This window comes from Sphingomonas sp. (assembly GCF_041661825.1).
Taxonomy (GTDB): Bacteria; Pseudomonadota; Alphaproteobacteria; order Sphingomonadales; family Sphingomonadaceae; genus Sphingomonas.
In genome coordinates, this window is sequence record NZ_JBAZTU010000003.1 from 205,627 (window position 1) to 220,505 (window position 14,879).

General features: G+C 64.9%; 18 protein-coding genes. 9 read left to right on the forward strand and 9 right to left on the reverse strand.

All coding sequences use genetic code 11. The features are described 5' to 3' along the window. The first annotated feature begins 29 nt into the window (after positions 1-29). Positions 30-911: a 4-hydroxy-tetrahydrodipicolinate synthase gene (gene dapA / locus WC729_RS13855; RefSeq protein ID WP_372853694.1), complete on the forward strand. Its 882-nt coding sequence runs from the start codon at positions 30-32 to the stop codon at positions 909-911. Between the two features lie 236 nt (positions 912-1,147). Here the strand turns inward: dapA and WC729_RS13860 are convergent, their stop codons facing one another. Then, positions 1,148-1,801, reverse strand: coding sequence for a CAP domain-containing protein (locus WC729_RS13860; protein ID WP_372853696.1), 654 nt, complete (start codon positions 1,799-1,801; stop codon positions 1,148-1,150). A 182-nt stretch (positions 1,802-1,983) separates the two neighbouring features. Between WC729_RS13860 and WC729_RS13865 the strand changes: the two genes are divergently transcribed. Then, the gene (locus WC729_RS13865; protein ID WP_372853698.1) at positions 1,984-2,205 is read left to right on the forward strand and encodes a hypothetical protein; all 222 of its coding nucleotides are present in this window, start codon (positions 1,984-1,986) and stop codon (positions 2,203-2,205) included. Between the two features lie 100 nt (positions 2,206-2,305). Here WC729_RS13865 and rplI read toward each other — a convergent pair whose 3' ends face one another. The 4 genes from rplI to WC729_RS13885 form a co-directional block, all read right to left on the reverse strand. Beyond that, complete coding sequence (gene rplI, locus WC729_RS13870) at positions 2,306-2,914, reverse strand: 50S ribosomal protein L9 (protein ID WP_372853700.1); 609 nt, start codon at positions 2,912-2,914, stop codon at positions 2,306-2,308. 12 nt (positions 2,915-2,926) lie between these two features. Further along, entirely contained in the window at positions 2,927-3,151 is a 225-nt protein-coding gene (rpsR, locus tag WC729_RS13875; protein WP_034158365.1) for a 30S ribosomal protein S18, read from the reverse strand. Between the two features lie 14 nt (positions 3,152-3,165). After that, a complete protein-coding gene (gene rpsF, locus WC729_RS13880; RefSeq protein ID WP_372853702.1) occupies positions 3,166-3,588 on the reverse strand; it encodes a 30S ribosomal protein S6 in 423 nt (140 codons plus the stop codon). A gap of 169 nt (positions 3,589-3,757) precedes the next feature. Next, positions 3,758-4,141, reverse strand: a complete 384-nt coding sequence (locus WC729_RS13885; protein WP_372853704.1) for an RcnB family protein — start codon at positions 4,139-4,141, stop codon at positions 3,758-3,760. Between the two features lie 175 nt (positions 4,142-4,316). On the opposite strand from WC729_RS13885, the gene fabD reads away from it, so the two are divergent. The 7 genes from fabD (at position 4,317) to WC729_RS13920 (ending at position 10,477) form a co-directional block, all read left to right on the forward strand. Next, positions 4,317-5,252, forward strand: a complete 936-nt coding sequence (fabD, locus tag WC729_RS13890; RefSeq protein ID WP_372853707.1) for an ACP S-malonyltransferase — start codon at positions 4,317-4,319, stop codon at positions 5,250-5,252. Between the two features lie 41 nt (positions 5,253-5,293). Continuing rightward, on the forward strand, positions 5,294-5,722 hold the full coding sequence (locus tag WC729_RS13895) for a GxxExxY protein (RefSeq protein WP_372853709.1): 429 nt from the start codon (positions 5,294-5,296) through the stop codon (positions 5,720-5,722). A 1-nt stretch (position 5,723) separates the two neighbouring features. Beyond that, positions 5,724-6,461 (forward strand): 3-oxoacyl-[acyl-carrier-protein] reductase, encoded by a 738-nt coding sequence (gene fabG / locus WC729_RS13900; protein ID WP_372853711.1) that lies wholly within the window; start codon positions 5,724-5,726, stop codon positions 6,459-6,461. Positions 6,462-6,567: 106 nt separating this feature from the next. Continuing rightward, positions 6,568-6,804 carry an acyl carrier protein gene (locus WC729_RS13905; protein WP_272627031.1) on the forward strand — a complete coding sequence of 79 codons (237 nt, stop codon included), beginning with the start codon at positions 6,568-6,570 and terminating at the stop codon, positions 6,802-6,804. A gap of 131 nt (positions 6,805-6,935) precedes the next feature. Then, a complete protein-coding gene (gene fabF / locus WC729_RS13910) occupies positions 6,936-8,195 on the forward strand; it encodes a beta-ketoacyl-ACP synthase II (RefSeq protein ID WP_372853713.1) in 1,260 nt (419 codons plus the stop codon). A 6-nt stretch (positions 8,196-8,201) separates the two neighbouring features. Next, a complete protein-coding gene (gene mltG / locus WC729_RS13915) occupies positions 8,202-9,170 on the forward strand; it encodes an endolytic transglycosylase MltG (RefSeq protein WP_372853715.1) in 969 nt (322 codons plus the stop codon). A gap of 71 nt (positions 9,171-9,241) precedes the next feature. After that, entirely contained in the window at positions 9,242-10,477 is a 1,236-nt protein-coding gene (locus WC729_RS13920; RefSeq protein WP_372853717.1) for a hypothetical protein, read from the forward strand. Between the two features lie 272 nt (positions 10,478-10,749). Here WC729_RS13920 and eda read toward each other — a convergent pair whose 3' ends face one another. From eda to pgl, 4 genes are read right to left on the reverse strand one after another with little or no spacing between them, the layout of a single operon-like run. After that, positions 10,750-11,355 (reverse strand): bifunctional 4-hydroxy-2-oxoglutarate aldolase/2-dehydro-3-deoxy-phosphogluconate aldolase, encoded by a 606-nt coding sequence (gene eda / locus WC729_RS13925; protein WP_372853719.1) that lies wholly within the window; start codon positions 11,353-11,355, stop codon positions 10,750-10,752. Next, positions 11,352-12,320 carry a glucokinase gene (glk, locus tag WC729_RS13930; protein WP_372853721.1) on the reverse strand — a complete coding sequence of 323 codons (969 nt, stop codon included), beginning with the start codon at positions 12,318-12,320 and terminating at the stop codon, positions 11,352-11,354. The genes eda and glk overlap by 4 nt, the downstream gene beginning before the upstream one ends. Positions 12,321-12,322: 2 nt before the next feature. Beyond that, positions 12,323-14,140: a phosphogluconate dehydratase gene (gene edd, locus WC729_RS13935; RefSeq protein ID WP_372853723.1), complete on the reverse strand. Its 1,818-nt coding sequence runs from the start codon at positions 14,138-14,140 to the stop codon at positions 12,323-12,325. Then, on the reverse strand, positions 14,137-14,847 hold the full coding sequence (gene pgl, locus WC729_RS13940; RefSeq protein WP_372853725.1) for a 6-phosphogluconolactonase: 711 nt from the start codon (positions 14,845-14,847) through the stop codon (positions 14,137-14,139). The genes edd and pgl overlap by 4 nt, the downstream gene beginning before the upstream one ends. Between the last annotated feature and the right edge of the window lie 32 nt (positions 14,848-14,879).

Below are 14,879 nucleotides of genomic sequence, written 5' to 3' on the forward strand. Positions count from 1 at the left end.
AATCACCGTCCCGCAGGAGCACATCAACCATGTTTTCGGGTTCGATCCCGGCGCTCGTCACGCCGTTCGAGGAAGATGGGCGTTTCGCCGAGGGCGCCTATCGCGATTTCATCGAGTGGCAGATCGCCGAAGGGTCAAGCGCGCTGGTGCCCTGCGGAACGACCGGCGAGGCCGCGACCATGTCGGCGGAGGAGCATTTCCACGCCGTTCGGGTGTGCGTCGAGCAGGCCGCGGGCCGGGTGCCGGTGATCGCCGGTGCGGGTTCGAACGACACGCGGGTCGCGATCGAGAACATCAAGGCCGCGAAGGAAGCCGGCGCCGAGGCGGCGCTGATGGTGCCGCCTTATTACAACCGCCCCAATCAGGAGGGCATCTTCCGCCACTTCGAGGCGGTGGCGAACAGCTGCGACCTGCCGATCATACTGTACAATGTGCCCGGGCGCACCGTGACCGACATCGCAGTCGAGACGATGGGCCGGATCGCCAAGGCCTTTCCGAGCGTCGTCGGCGTCAAGGATGCGACGGGGATCATCCAGCGCGTCTCCGCCCAGCGCGACGCGTGTGGACCGGATTTCTGCCAGATCTCCGGCAATGACGACATGGCACTGGCGTTCAACGCGACCGGGGGCAGGGGCTGCATCTCGGTAACCGCGAATGTCGCGCCGAAGCTCTGCGCCGAATTCCAGGCGGCGTGCCACGCGGGTGATTACGCCAAGGCGCTCGGCTATCAGGACCGCCTGTTCCAGCTCCACGTCTCGCTGTTCACCGACGCGTCGCCCGGGCCGGTCAAATATGCGCTGAGCCGGGTTCGTCCAGGCTTCCCGCAGGCGCTGCGCTTGCCGATGACCTGGCCGGGCGAGGCGAGCCAGCGGGTGGTGGACGCGGGGCTGGCACGCGCTGGGCTGCTGTAGGACGCGTCACGGCGGACGAAATTCCCTGTTATTCGATAACAGGGAAATCTCGCGGGTTATCAGGGGAAAATCCGGCCGGAACAGGGATTCCGCGTCGCGCCGGTCCTGCGTTCCTTTAGTAGGCCCGCCCGTGAGAAACAGCGAACCGCGGCGCCACCGACACCTCGACCGTCACGGGATACCGCGGTTCTTCCTATGGTTGAATCGATCGGCACTGAGGCGCTCGATCCAATAGCCTAGCGGCTGGACGCTGCGAAGGTTGGCAGCTGCGGCCCGCCATTCGCGGTTGCGCTATAGTCGATCACGCACATGTAGCGCACCGTCGGATGCGCACCGCAGCCGACGCCGGCGAAGCGGTTGCTGGTTGCGAAGATCAAAGCGCGGTGGCCACGGCTGGCCACGCCGTCATCGATGACGAGCTGCCGGACCACGGCGTGGTGCTCGCTATAGCCATAGGAGATGGTCTCGCTCACGAAGATGTCGCCGCCGTGGCGCTTCACCCGGTCGCCCGGCATGGCGCCATCGGCCGAGCGATGGCCGTTGCGGCCCGTTTCGCCCTGCTCTTCGGCAAGGTCGTGTGCGGCACGCTCGAGCAATGCGCCGCGAGCGAGCGGGGGCAGGGGTTTCTGGCGGTCGAGAAAGGCGATCGCTTCGTCGACCGCATAGGCGCCTTCACGCGTCATTTCGCCCACCGGATCGCCGGGGAGGCGCACTACGCGGCCGTCGAACAGATCGCGATACTGGCGCAACTCGTCGGCATATTTCTGGGGGTTGGCGCGGACATAGTTGATCTCGTCGAGGACCGAGTCCTCCAGCGATTCGGGCCCATCAGCGGCGACCAGGGCGAGCCAGCCCAGGCCAAGCGCCGCAACGGTGCGACCGATCCCCATCTTCCGAAGCCCCCAAGGCGTGATCGCGACATGATTGCAGCGACTATCAACGACTTAGGGATGCTAGCTTGTCGAATGGGAAATGCAATTGGCTGACGTGGCGGTAACCGTATGTGGGCGTTGCCGGGCGCCCGACAGAGGCCCGAATTCTGTCCATTTGCTGAACGGATCTGGCCCCGGGGATGTCGAATTCCCGCCCCACGAATCGGTTCGTCGCTGGAAAGTTCCGCTTCGCCGTAAAAATATTCCCGTTCATCCTGTTGAAACCTTCCGGCCTCGTGCGCATTTCCCCTTTCAAGTTCCACGAACACGAAACGAACCAGGCCATGAAATCCGTCGTTCCGATCTTCCTCGCCCTGATCCCGCTGGTTGCGGTGGTGGGTGCGTGCGTCGCAGCGCCGTAACGCCGAAACAACCCGTTACCCGCTTCAGGGCGGGGCAAAAGAAAAGGGCCGCCCGGAGAAACTCCGGACGGCCCTTTTTCTATGCGAACCTTGCGGTCGTTCAGCCTTCGGCCGACTCTTCCGCTTCGGGTGCCGCGTCGGCCTGGACCTCGGCGGTCGCGCCCGGCTCGGCGTTCGGATCGTACGCCTCGACAAAGCCCGCTTCGTCCTTCTCGAACATCGCGGACATCACGTCGACGCCCTTCGCCTGCATCTCGGCCTCTTCAGGCGAGCGTGCGACGTTGACCTTGATGGTCACGGCGACTTCGGCGTGCAGGGCGACCTTCACGTCATAGACGCCGATGGCCTTGATCGGCTTGTTCAGCACGATCGCCGACTTCGGCACCTTGTGGCCTTCGGACTCGAGCAGCTCGAGCAGATCGCGCACCGCGACCGAGCCGTAGAGCTGGCCGGTGTTGGACGACTGGCGGATCAGCGTCAGCGTGATGCCGTCGATCGTCTTGGCTTCGGTCTCGGCTTCGCCACGACGCGCGGCGTTGTCGGCCACGATCTTCTCGCGGTTCTTCTCGAAGACCTTGCGGTTGGCTTCGTTCGAACGAAGCGCCTTCTTGTTCGGCAGCAGGAAGTTACGGGCGAAACCGTCCTTCACCTTCACCACGTCGCCGATGTTGCCGAGCTTTTCGACTCGTTCCAGCAGGATCACATCCATGAGTCCGGCTCCTTACTTAACGATGTAGGGCAGCAGGCCCAGATGACGGGCGCGCTTGATCGCCTGGGCGAGCTCGCGCTGCTTCTTGCCGCTCACCGAAGTGATGCGGCTCGGGACGATCTTGCCGCGCTCGGACACGAAGCCCTGCAGCAACCGGACGTCCTTATAGTCGATCCGGGGGGCGTCTTTCGCGGAGAACGGGCAGCTCTTGCGGCGGCGGAAAAATGGGCGTGCCATTGTCTATATGCTCCTTATTCGCCGTCGAAGTCGCGACGCGGGCGCTCGGGCCGGTCACCACGGTCCGGACGGTCGCCACGGCCCTCGCGGTCACCACGACGCTCACGGTCACGATCGCTCTTGCGCATCATCACCGACGGACCCTCTTCGAGGGCGTCGACCTTGACGGTCATGTAGCGGATGATGTCTTCGTTGATCTGGGTCTGGCGCTCCAGCTCGGCGACAACACCGGCCGGCGCGTCGATTTCGAGCATCACATAATGCGCCTTGCGGTTCTTCGCGATCTTGTACGCGAGGCTGCGCAGGCCCCAGGACTCGGTCTTCACGACCTTGCCCTTGTTATCTTCGATGATCTTGGTGGCGGTTTCCGCCAGCGTGTCCACCTGCGCCTGTGCCAGATCCTGGCGCGCAAGGAACACGTGCTCGTACAGAGCCATGCTGCTTTCTCTTCTCTTGGCCGATCGCTGACGTACGCACCATGCGCAACGCCCCTCCGGCTATCGTCTCTCAATGCAACCGGGGCGGAAAGCTGGCGCTTCCCACCCCGATGGCGGTCCCTTAGCGGAAATCGGGCGAAAGGCAAGCCTTCCGCCCGATCTTTGGGTGTTAGCGGAGCGCGCCGGCCAGGATGGCCGCGATCACGCCGCTCGAGATGCCGACCAGCAGCGCGTCATTGCCCGACTGGACATAGCGGTAGCCGCGGGGCGGGGCCTTCAGATGGCGACCGCGATAATCGTTGATCACGCGGTAGTTGCGTGCCTGGCGATAGTCGAACCGCTCGCCCCGGCGCCAATCGTTGCGATAGTTGTTCCGGTACTGAGGGCGGCTCTGGTGATAATCGCGCTGGACGATCGTGGTCCTGCCCGGCTGATGACGGACGACTGTCTCATGGCGCTGCTGGGGCTGGTACTGACCGGCCGAAGCGGCGGTGGCGGCAAGCGGGCTTGCGACCATCGAGACGGCGATCGCGCTCAGGATGAACTTCTTCATGATACTCACTCCTCGGTGTCGTTACGGCGCCTCGCTTGGCGTCGAACACCTATCTAGGAGTCGCTTGTCGCAGGCCCGTGCCGATAAAGGGCCGAAATGGTCGCCATTTGTCGCGGCTTGCCTAAGTCCGTTCAGCTTTCTAGTCCCACCCGCCTGATCTCACAGGAGCCGGCCCATGCGTGCATTCATCTTTCCCGGACAGGGCAGCCAGGCGGTCGGCATGGGCCGTGCGCTCGCCGAAGCCAGCGCCGTCGCCCGTGCGGTGTTCGAGGAAGTCGACGAGGCGCTGGGCCAGCATCTCTTCAAGCTGATGAGCGAAGGGCCGGAGGACGAGCTGCAGCTCACCGAGAATGCCCAGCCGGCGATCATGGCGAACGCCATCGCGACGCTGCGGGTGTTGGAGAAGGAAGGCGGCATCCGCCTGGCCGACAAGGCCGATTATGTCGCGGGCCATTCGCTCGGTGAATATAGCGCCTTGTGTGCAGTGGGGGCGATCGACCTGCCGACCACGGCGTTGCTGCTAAAGCATCGTGGGCTGGCGATGCAGGCGGCGGTGCCGGTTGGCGTCGGCGCGATGGCCGCCCTGCTCGGCGCCGACCTCGAAAAGGCGCGGATCATCGCCAACGCTGCGGCGGAGGGCGAAGTCTGCACCGTCGCCAACGACAATGATCCGAGCCAGGTGGTGATATCGGGCCATCGCGGCGCGATCGAGCGGGCTGTCGCTATCGCCAAGGAATATGGTGCGAAGCGCGCGGTGTTGCTGCCGGTATCGGCGCCGTTTCATTGCCCCCTGATGCAGCCGGCGGCCGACGCGATGGAGAAGGCGCTGGCCGAAGCGCGGATCGATTCGCCGCTGGTGCCGGTGTTCGCCAATGTGACGGCGACGGCGGTCGGCGATGTCGACACGATCCGTCGGCTGCTCGTCGAGCAGGTGACCGGCATGGTGCGCTGGCGGGAATCGGTGCTGGCGATGTCGGATACCGGCGTCGAGCGTTTCATCGAGTTCGGCGGCAAGGTGCTCGCCCCGATGGTCAAGCGCATCGTGGCCGATGTCGATGCATCGAGCGTGATCTCGATGGACGACATCGAAGCACTGGCGAAGACGCTTTAAGTTTTGTTCGCGCAGAGGCGCGGAGGCGCAGAGGAGTCGCGGTGAAGGATATCGATACGATCTCCGGGGACGTGATCGACGTATCCTTGCGTCTGCATCGCGACCTGGGTCCGGGATTGCTTGAGACCGTCTACGAAACCGTCCTTGCTGCGAAGCTAGCTGCGATGGGTTACGAAGTTGCTCGACAGGTGGCCGTACCTATCGAATTCGAGGGCCTGCGGTTCGACGCCGCTTTCCGGATCGACCTGTTGGTAGATCATCGTTTGATCGTGGAAATCAAATCAGTTGAGCAGTTGAATCCGGCGCATGCGAAGCAATTGCTGACATATCTCCGTTTGACCGGGCAGCCCGTTGGGCTGCTTCTCAATTTCGGTGGCGAGACGCTAAAGGAAGGCATCCGACGGCTCGTCAACAACCATAAATCCTCTGCGCCTCCGCGCCTCCGCGCGAACAAAATTAATGGAGAATAAGATGTTCGACCTGACAGGCATGACCGCGCTGGTGACCGGCGCTTCCGGGGGAATCGGTTCGGCGATCGCGCAGGCGCTGGCGGGGCAGGGCGCGCGGCTGGCGGTTTCGGGGTCCAATGCCACGAAGCTCGACGCGTTCAAGGCGAGCCTCGGCGGCGATCATGTCGCCTTGCCATGTGATCTTTCCGATGGGGCCGCGGTCGATGCCTTGGTGCCAAGCGCGGTCGAGGCGCTCGGCAAGCTCGATATCGTCGTCAACAATGCCGGCGTTACCCGCGACAATCTGGTCATGCGGATGAAGGATGACGAATGGGATCAGGTGATCCGCGTCAATCTGGAAGCGGCGTTCCGGATCGCGCGGGCTGCCGCTCGGCCGATGATGAAGGCCCGGTTCGGGCGAATCATCTCGATCACTTCGGTGGTGGGCACCACCGGCAATCCGGGTCAGGCCAATTATGCTGCATCCAAGGCGGGGCTGGTCGGCATGTCCAAGGCGCTGGCGCAGGAACTCGCCAGCCGCGGCATCACGGTCAATTGCGTGGCGCCGGGCTTCATCACCTCGCCGATGACCGACGCCTTGCCCGATGCGCAGAAGGAGGCGCTCAACGCGCGCATTCCCGCCGGCCATATGGGCCAGGGCGGCGATATCGGCGCGGCGGTCGTCTATCTCGCCAGCAAGGAGGCGGGTTATGTCACGGGCCAGACGCTGCACGTCAATGGCGGCATGGCGATGATCTGATCGTTCGCGATACCGGTTCTCGCACCTGCGCCCCCTTGCAAGGGCACAAAGCGCGTTCTACGTGCGTTCAGGAAATGAAACCCCCAGCGATAGAGGGACGATAACAATGAGCGAGACCGCAGACCGGGTTAAGAAGATCGTCGTCGAGCATCTCGGCGTCGAAGCCGACAAGGTCACCGAAGACGCGAGCTTCATCGACGATCTGGGCGCGGACAGCCTCGATATCGTTGAGCTGGTGATGGCGTTCGAGGAAGAGTTCGAAGTCGAAATCCCTGATGACGCCGCGGAGAAGATCACGACCGTCAAGGACGCGATCACCTTCATCGACGAGCATAAGGACTGATCAGGCCGATGGCGCCCCGGCGCCTCGCCTGGCCCTTTTCGGGCAGGAATGCATGAACGGCTCCCCGTCCCAGGGCAACCAACAGGGGCGGGGGGCCGTTCCTATTTGACGAATGAAGAACGGAGATGGCCATGCGCCGTGTTGTCGTAACCGGGCTCGGGCTTGTGACGCCGCTGGGTGCCGATGTGGAAACCGCCTGGGCGAACATCATCGCCTCCAAATCGGGCGCAGCCACGATCACGCGCTTCGACGCGACCGACTATGCCTGCCGCATCGCCTGCGAGGTGAAGCCGCCGGAGCATGAATATGGCTTCGATCCGGGCAAGCGCGTCGACCATAAGGTGCAGCGCCAGGTCGATCCATTCATCATCTACGGCATCGATGCCGCCGGCCAGGCGCTCGAGGACGCCGGCCTGACCGACATGACCGAGGAGGAGCGCTTCCGCGCGGGCTGCTCGATCGGCGCGGGCATCGGCGGTCTGCCGGGCATTGCCAGCGAATCGATCGTGCTCCACGAAAAGGGCCCGCGCCGCGTGTCGCCGCATTTCGTGCACGGCCGCCTGATCAACCTGATCACGGGCCAGGTGCAGATCAAATATGGCCTGATGGGCCCGAATCACGCCGTCGTGACCGCCTGCTCGACGGGCGCGCATTCGATCGGCGATGCCGCGCGGATGATCGCGATGGATGATGCCGATGTGATGCTCGCAGGTGGCGCCGAGGGCGCGATCTGCCCGCTCGGCATTGCCGGCTTTGCCCAGGCGCGCGCGCTGTCGACCAATTTCAACGATACGCCTGAAAGGGGCAGCCGCCCTTATGATATCGATCGCGACGGGTTCGTGATGGGCGAGGGCGCCGGCGTGGTCGTGCTCGAGGAATATGAGCGGGCCAAGGCACGCGGCGCGAAAATCTATGCCGAGGTGATCGGCTATGGCCTGTCGGGCGATGCCTATCACGTCACAGCACCGCATCCCGAGGGCTCGGGCGCGTTCCGCTCGATGGAAATGGCGATGAAGAAGTCGGGTCTGGCGCTGTCGGACATCGATTATATCAACGCGCACGGCACCTCGACGCCGCTCGGCGACGAGCTGGAGCTGAACGCGGTGCGCCGCCTGTTCGGCAACAACATCGACACGCTGTCGATGAGCTCGACCAAGTCGGCGATCGGGCATCTGCTCGGCGGCGCAGGCGCGGTAGAGAGCATCTTCTGCATCCTGGCGCTGCGCGACCAGATCGCGCCGCCGACGCTCAATCTCGACAATCCGAGCGAGAATTGCGCCGGCGTCGACCTGGTGCCGCATGTCGCCAAGAAGCGGTCGATCAAGGCAGTGCTGAACAACAGCTTCGGCTTTGGCGGCACCAATGCCAGCCTCGTCATGCGGGCCGTCTAGGGGGCCGTGCGCAAGCTCGGATGCCTTGGCCTGCTCATCGTCCTTGCGACGATCGCGGCGGCGTTCTTCGGACTGCAGATTTGGGCCGGCCCAGGGCCGTTGAAGCGCAACACCACCGTCACGATCGCACAGGGCACCAGCCTGGCGACCGCGTCGGCCCAGCTTGAAAAGGCGGGCGCGATCGGATCGGCGAACCAGTTCCGGCTGTTCGCCCGGTTCCTGGGCTCGGGCGATCCGATCAAGGCCGGCGAATATCGCCTTCCGGCGCATCTCAGCCAGGCCGATATCCTGAAGGTTCTGCAGGGCGGCAAGACGCTGCAGCGCTTCGTGACGATCCCCGAGGGCTGGCCGTCAGTGATGGTCAAGGCGGCGCTGGACAAGACGCCGGGGCTCGAAGGCACTGCGACCGTGCCGGTCGAGGGCACGGTGCTGCCCGACAGCTACAGTTTCGAACGCGGCTATACCAAGACCTTCATGATCGAGCGCATGCAGCGCGCGATGGTGCGCTACCTCGCTGCCGCCTGGGAGAGGCGCAAGCCGGGCATTGCGGTGAACACGCCGCGCGAGGCGCTGATCCTCGCCTCGATCGTCGAAAAGGAAACCGGCAAGCCGAGCGAGCGGCGGATGGTGGCGGCGGTCTATTCCAACCGGCTGAAGCGCGGGATGATGCTCCAGGCCGATCCGACCGTGATCTATCCGGTGACCAAGGGGCGCCCGCTCGGCCGGCGCATCCTGCGGTCCGAGCTGCAGACCAACAACGGGTACAACACCTATGCGATGACGGGTCTGCCCGCTGGCCCGATCTGCAATCCCGGCCGTGCCTCGATCGACGCGGTGCTCGATCCCGAGCAGTCGAACGCGCTGTATTTCGTCGCTGACGGCACCGGCGGCCATGTATTCGCCGATACGCTCGAACAGCATAATGCGAACGTCCAGAAATGGTATGCGATCAGGCGCGCGCGCGGCGAGATGTGACGGCGGCGCAGACGCGCCTTTCCCGGTGGCGATCGAGACGATAAGGGGCGCCGGAGCAGTCGGGGGGCGTCGTGACGATCGGTTTGGACACGACGAGCAGGCAGCGCTTCAGGCCGAACCGGCTGTTGCTTATGCTTTTGCTGACGACCTTCCTGACCTGCAGCCTGGGCTGGCTGTTCAAGGCGCAGTGCAGTTTCGACGGCGGCTGGTCCGCGTCCGAGCAATATACCACCGGCTGTTATTCGGACGCGATGCCCTTTTGGGGCGGGCGGGAGATCGCGGCCGGCAAGCTGCCCTATTTCGAGGCGCGGATGGAATATCCCGTGCTCACCGGCGCGCTGATCTATCTCGACGGCCGCATCACCGCCGGGCTGTTCGGCAAGACGGCGTCAGCGCCTTATTTCCTGTTCGTCGTCGCCCTGGTCAACACGGCCATCGCGCTGCTGGTGACGGCGCTGCTCTGGTCGATGCGCCTTGCGCCGGCGCGGCTGTGGTGCTGGGCGCTCGCCCCGCCGCTGGTCCTCTATATCGGGCATAATTGGGATATATTGGCCGTGGCGTTGGCGGTCGGGGCGCTGGCACTGGCGCAGCGCGGACGCCTGACCCACGCCGCCGGACTAGCGGCGCTGGGCGGAGCGGCCAAGCTCTTTCCGCTGCTGTTGCTGCCCCTGCTGGCCTTGCGCCCCTTGGTCGAACGGCGGATCTTCACGACGACTGCGATAATGGCGACCGCCATCGGCGCCTGGGGGCTGGTCAATGCCCTACCGGCCCTGCTGGCGCGGACGAACTGGCTCGATTTCTACACCTTCTCGACCAGCCGGAGCGGCACCGCTGCCTCGATCTGGGAACTGGCGGGCCAGTTCGGCTGGTTGCAGACCGATATCGCGCAACGCAACCTCTGGTCGGCCGCCCTGTTCGTCGCGGGCACCGGCGTGATTGTCAAACTGGGTGCGCGGCGCCACTGGGGGCATCTGTGGGTATTATTCACGCCGGTCGCTACGTGGTTCCTGCTGGTCAACAAGGTCTATTCGCCGCAGTTCGATCTGTGGATATTCCCGCTCCTGCTGATCACGTCGCGCCGGATGGGGCCGGTGGCGCTATTCCTGGTCGGCGATCTGCTCGCCTATTTCGCTGAGTTCTGGTTCTTTGCCGGGCAGGAGGGGGCATGGCCCGCCATGGGCCAGACCGGGATCCTGATCGCCGCTTCGGTGCGCGGCGCGGGGATGCTGTGGATCATCGGCGACGCCGTGTTCGCCGCGGCACCGGCATGGGTCGACCGGCCGGGCGGCGCCGGCGATCCCGTCTGACGGGCGTCGATTCAAGTATCGGAAAGGCTCGCTACCTTGCCGACCGATCCGGCCGCACCAGCGCGATTCGGATCGGCTCTTTCTCAGTGTCGGTAAGGACAAACTCTCCCTGTTACGGCGCCCAGTCCTCCCTGTTCCGCGATAACAGGGAGGGCCGCATCAAGTCGCTGTTATAAAAGAGAAAAAATGCAAGATTTCGACGAAAATAGCGCCAAAACGACAAAAAACTAAAATAACAGGGAGGAACAGGGAGGAACAGGGAGAGCGTGCTCCTAGCGTGCCAGCGCTGCCGCAGCGCGCGCTTTTGCCTCGATCTCGGCCACGGTGCCGCCGGTCACCCAGCTGCCACCGACGCACAGCACCGGGCCGAAGGAGAGCCAATCGGGCGCGCTTGCCTCGGTGATGCCGCCGGTCGGGCAGAATTTGCATTGGTAGAAGGGTGCGGCGAGCGCCTTCAGCGCCTTGAGCCCGCCCGAGGTCTCGGCGGGGAAGAATTTGAAATGGTCGAGGCCGAGATCGAGGCCGCGCATGATGTCGCCCGCGGTCGCGATGCCCGGCAGATAGGGCACGCCGCTGGCGATGATCGGCTGGGCGAGCCGCTCGGTCAGGCCGGGCGAGACGATGAACTCGGCGCCCGCATCCATCACCTGTTCGAACTGCTCGGTCGAGACGACCGTGCCGGCGCCCACGATCGCGCCGGGGACCTGCTTCATTTCGCGGATCGCGTCGAGCGCGGCGGCAGTGCGCATCGTGACCTCGAGCACCCTGAGCCCGCCAGCGACCAGTGCTTCGGCAAGCGGTCGGGCGGTCGACGCGTCCTCGATCACCAGCACGGGGATGACTGCACTCGTCCGCATGATCGTTTCGATACCGCTCATCGGGCATGCTCCTGGGCAAAGGCGGCCGCGGCGCCGAACAGGCCGGGCTGGGGGTGAGTGATGAGCTTCACCGGTATCGACTTCATCAGCGACTGGAAACGGCCCTTTGCGGTAAATCGCTGCTCGAAGCCGGATTGAAGCAACCGATCCTTGAGCCGCAGCCCGAGCCCGCCGGCGATCACCACGGCAGTGGGGCCATGGGCCAGCGCCAGATCGCCTGCGACCGCCCCCAGGCTCAGGCAGAATCGGTCGAGCGCGGCGAGCGCCAGGCTATCGCCATCGTCCAGCGCGAGGCTCCAGATCTGTTTGTCGTCGAGCCGCTGAAGCGCGCGCCCTTCGATTTCGCCAAGTGTTTCGTAGATGGCGACGATGCCGGGGCCGGCGACGATCCGTTCGACCGACACGCGGTTATACGCCTTGCGGAGGCGCTTGAGGATGGCGTCTTCCAGATTGTCGAGCGGGGCGAAATCCATGTGACCGCCCTCGGTCTCGATCACGTGATAGCCGTGCCGCATGCGCAGGACTTGCGCGACACCCAGGCCGGTGCCCGGACCGCAGACGGTGATCGAGCCGTGACCGGGCAGCGGTGTATCGGGCCCGCAGAGATGCTGGAAACAGTCATGGCCAACCTGCGCCACAGCGTGGCCGATCGCGCCGAAATCGTTGATCAGGGCGAAGGTGTCGACCTCGAGCCGTTCCTGGACCAGCGCTGGACGAATGATCCAGGGATTGTTGGTCAGCTTGATGATCTCCCCGCCGATCGGCGATGCCACCGCGATCGCCGCGGCGCGGGGCAGGGGACGGTCGAGCGACGCGCCGAAAGCCTGCCATGCGGTCTGCAGGCTGGCATATTCGGCGGTCTTGAGCGTCTCGGGCTCGCCAAGGGAAAGAACGCGTCCATCCGCAACCTCGGCGATGGCGAAGCGCACATGCGTCCCGCCGATATCGACCGCCACAACTTCCATGCTTACCACCCCATTGCGGCCAATATTGCCGACGCACCTTTTTCGGCTTCGTTCGCATTGCCACGGAACAGGCCGAACAATTCGCGGCCCATGCCCTCGGCCGCAGGCGGCGCCTCGACAAAAGCGCGCGCTGCCCATACTTCCGGATCGACCAGTGCGGCGAGTTCGCCGGTATCGGCCGACATGCGGATGACGTCGCCGTCGCGCAGTTTCGCAAGCGGGCCATGGCCGAGCGCCTCGGGCGAGCAATGGATCGCGCACGGCACCTTGCCGCTCGCCCCTGACATACGCCCATCGGTGACCAGCGCGACGCGGAAGCCGCGATTCTGCAGCACGCCGAGCGGCGGGGTGAGCTTGTGCAGTTCGGGCATGCCGTTCGCGCGCGGGCCCTGGAAGCGCACCACCACGACGACATCACGATCGAGTTCGCCCGCCTTGAAGGCGGTTTGCACTTCGGACTGGTCGGCAAAGACGCGGCACGGCGCTTCGATCGTCCAGCGATCGCGTTCGACCGCGCTCACCTTGATGCAGGCCCGGCCGAGATTGCCGGTGAGGATGCGGAAACCGCCCTCGGGCGCGAAGGGCGTGGCAGCCGGGCGCAGAATCGTTTCGTCACCACTGGCCCCGACATCCCCCCATACCAATGCCTCATCCTCGATGGCGGGGCGTTTGGCGTACGTTGTCATGTCATCCCCGGCGACTGTCATCAAGTCCCGGTGAAGCATTCCTTCGTCGAGCAGCTCGCGAATGACATAGGGCATGCCGCCCGCATCCTCGAAGCCGTTCACATCCGCCGAGCCGTTGGGATAGACCCGCGCGATCAGCGGTACCGCGCGGGAGAGGCGGTCGAAATCCTCCCAGTCGATCACGATGCCAGCCGCCGCGGCGATCGCGGGGAGGTGGATCAGGTGATTGGTCGATCCGCCGGTCGCGAGCAGGCCGACCGCCGCATTGACGATCGCCTTTTCATCGACGCATTCGCCGAGCGGCCGGTAATCGGCGCCGTTCCAGCCGATGCCGGCGAGCTGGTGCACGGCGGCGCGAGTCAGTTCCTGGCGCAGCTTGGTGCCCGGATTGGCGAAGGCGGCACCGGGCATGTGGAGGCCCATCACCTCCATCATCATCTGGTTCGAATTGGCCGTGCCGTAGAAAGTGCAGGTGCCCTTCGAATGATAGGCGGCGATCTCCGCCTCGAGCAGATCTTCTCGCGTGGCCTTGCCTTCGGCGAACTGTTCGCGGACCGCGGCCTTCGCCTTGTTGGCGAGGCCGGAGCGCATCGGGCCGCCGGGGATGAGGATCATCGGCAAATGGCCGAAGCGCAGCGCGCCCATCAGCAGGCCAGGCACGATCTTGTCGCATATGCCGAGCAGCGCCGCGCCTTCGAACATGCCGTGGCTCAGCGCTACCGCAGTCGACAGCGCGATGGTGTCGCGGCTGAACAGCGACAGCTCCATGCCGGGATAGCCCTGGGTCACGCCGTCGCACATCGCGGGCACGCCGCCCGCGACCTGCGCCGTGGCGCCGGCCTCGCGCGCCCAGACCTTCATCTGCTCGGGGTAGCGATAATAGGTCGCGTGGGCCGAGAGCATGTCGTTGTAGGCGGTGACGATACCGATGTTCATACCGCCGCCGGCCTTCATCGTCTCGCGGTCCTCCTCGGTGCCGGCATAGCCGTGCGCGAGGTTGGCGCAGCCAAGGGCGGGGCGGTGGATGTGGTTGTCGCGCTCGCGCCGGATCAGCGCCAGATAGGCGTCGCGGGTCGGCCTCGACCGGGCAATGATCCGGTCGGTGACCGCGCTCACATCGGCATGAAGGGTCATGCAGGGCTCCAATGGATATCGACCGGCAGCTCCGCGTCAGCGAGCACGCGGCCGATCGGGTAGCTTGACGACGGGCCCTGCTTGATCGCCTGCTCGATCACCTGGCGCTTCTTGTCGCCGGTGACGGCGATCATCAGTGCCTTGGCCGAGACGATCGCGGCGCGGCTGAGCGTGATGCGCGCGACGGGCGCGTCGGCGGGCATGGGATCGGGCATCACGCCGAGCGCGCGGCGCTCGCGCGGGCCATTGATCGCTTCCTCGAAATCCGGGCCGGGGAAGATCGAGGCGGTGTGTCCGTCCTCGCCGACGCCGAGCAGGCAGAGATCGAGCGGCCAGTGATGGTCGGCGAGCCGGGCATCGGCGGCCTTGCCGGCGGCGCGATAATCCTTTGCCGCTTCGCTGACGATCGGGATGACGCGCGCGCCCTTGGGCAGGAAGGTCTTGCCGATCGCGGTGATGTTGGACAGCGGATCGCCCAGCGGCACGATGCGCTCGTCGGTCGGGATGATCGTCACGCGCTTCCAGTCGAGCTTGGTCGCGGCAAGTTTTTCATAGATCGGCAGCGGGGTCTTGCCGCCGGCCAGTGCGATCACACACCCGCCGCGCGCATCGATCGCGCTTTCGATCACGAAGGCGATATCGCCCGCGACGGCAGCGGCCATCTCGGCCGCGTCGTCATAATCCCACCATTCGATTTCTTCGCTCATACATCACCTTAAAGTTGTTCATTGCGAGCGGC

Bases quoted from the DNA above. Each gene is read 5' to 3' on its own strand.
- glk (WP_372853721.1), bottom strand. From the start codon at position 12,320: ATGGAAGTTGTGGCGGTCGATATCGGCGGGACGCATGTGCGCTTCGCC.
- WC729_RS13905 (WP_272627031.1), top strand. From the start codon at position 6,568: ATGAGCGAGACCGCAGACCGGGTTAAGAAGATCGTCGTCGAGCATCTC.
- eda (WP_372853719.1), bottom strand. From the start codon at position 11,355: ATGAGCGGTATCGAAACGATCATGCGGACGAGTGCAGTCATCCCCGTG.
- fabD (WP_372853707.1), top strand. From the start codon at position 4,317: ATGCGTGCATTCATCTTTCCCGGACAGGGCAGCCAGGCGGTCGGCATG.
- WC729_RS13860 (WP_372853696.1), bottom strand. From the start codon at position 1,801: ATGGGGATCGGTCGCACCGTTGCGGCGCTTGGCCTGGGCTGGCTCGCC.
- WC729_RS13885 (WP_372853704.1), bottom strand. From the start codon at position 4,141: ATGAAGAAGTTCATCCTGAGCGCGATCGCCGTCTCGATGGTCGCAAGC.
- WC729_RS13865 (WP_372853698.1), top strand. From the start codon at position 1,984: ATGTCGAATTCCCGCCCCACGAATCGGTTCGTCGCTGGAAAGTTCCGC.
- rplI (WP_372853700.1), bottom strand. From the start codon at position 2,914: ATGGATGTGATCCTGCTGGAACGAGTCGAAAAGCTCGGCAACATCGGC.
- rpsF (WP_372853702.1), bottom strand. From the start codon at position 3,588: ATGGCTCTGTACGAGCACGTGTTCCTTGCGCGCCAGGATCTGGCACAG.
- dapA (WP_372853694.1), top strand. From the start codon at position 30: ATGTTTTCGGGTTCGATCCCGGCGCTCGTCACGCCGTTCGAGGAAGAT.
- edd (WP_372853723.1), bottom strand. From the start codon at position 14,140: ATGACCCTTCATGCCGATGTGAGCGCGGTCACCGACCGGATCATTGCC.
- pgl (WP_372853725.1), bottom strand. From the start codon at position 14,847: ATGAGCGAAGAAATCGAATGGTGGGATTATGACGACGCGGCCGAGATG.
- rpsR (WP_034158365.1), bottom strand. From the start codon at position 3,151: ATGGCACGCCCATTTTTCCGCCGCCGCAAGAGCTGCCCGTTCTCCGCG.
- fabG (WP_372853711.1), top strand. From the start codon at position 5,724: ATGTTCGACCTGACAGGCATGACCGCGCTGGTGACCGGCGCTTCCGGG.
- fabF (WP_372853713.1), top strand. From the start codon at position 6,936: ATGCGCCGTGTTGTCGTAACCGGGCTCGGGCTTGTGACGCCGCTGGGT.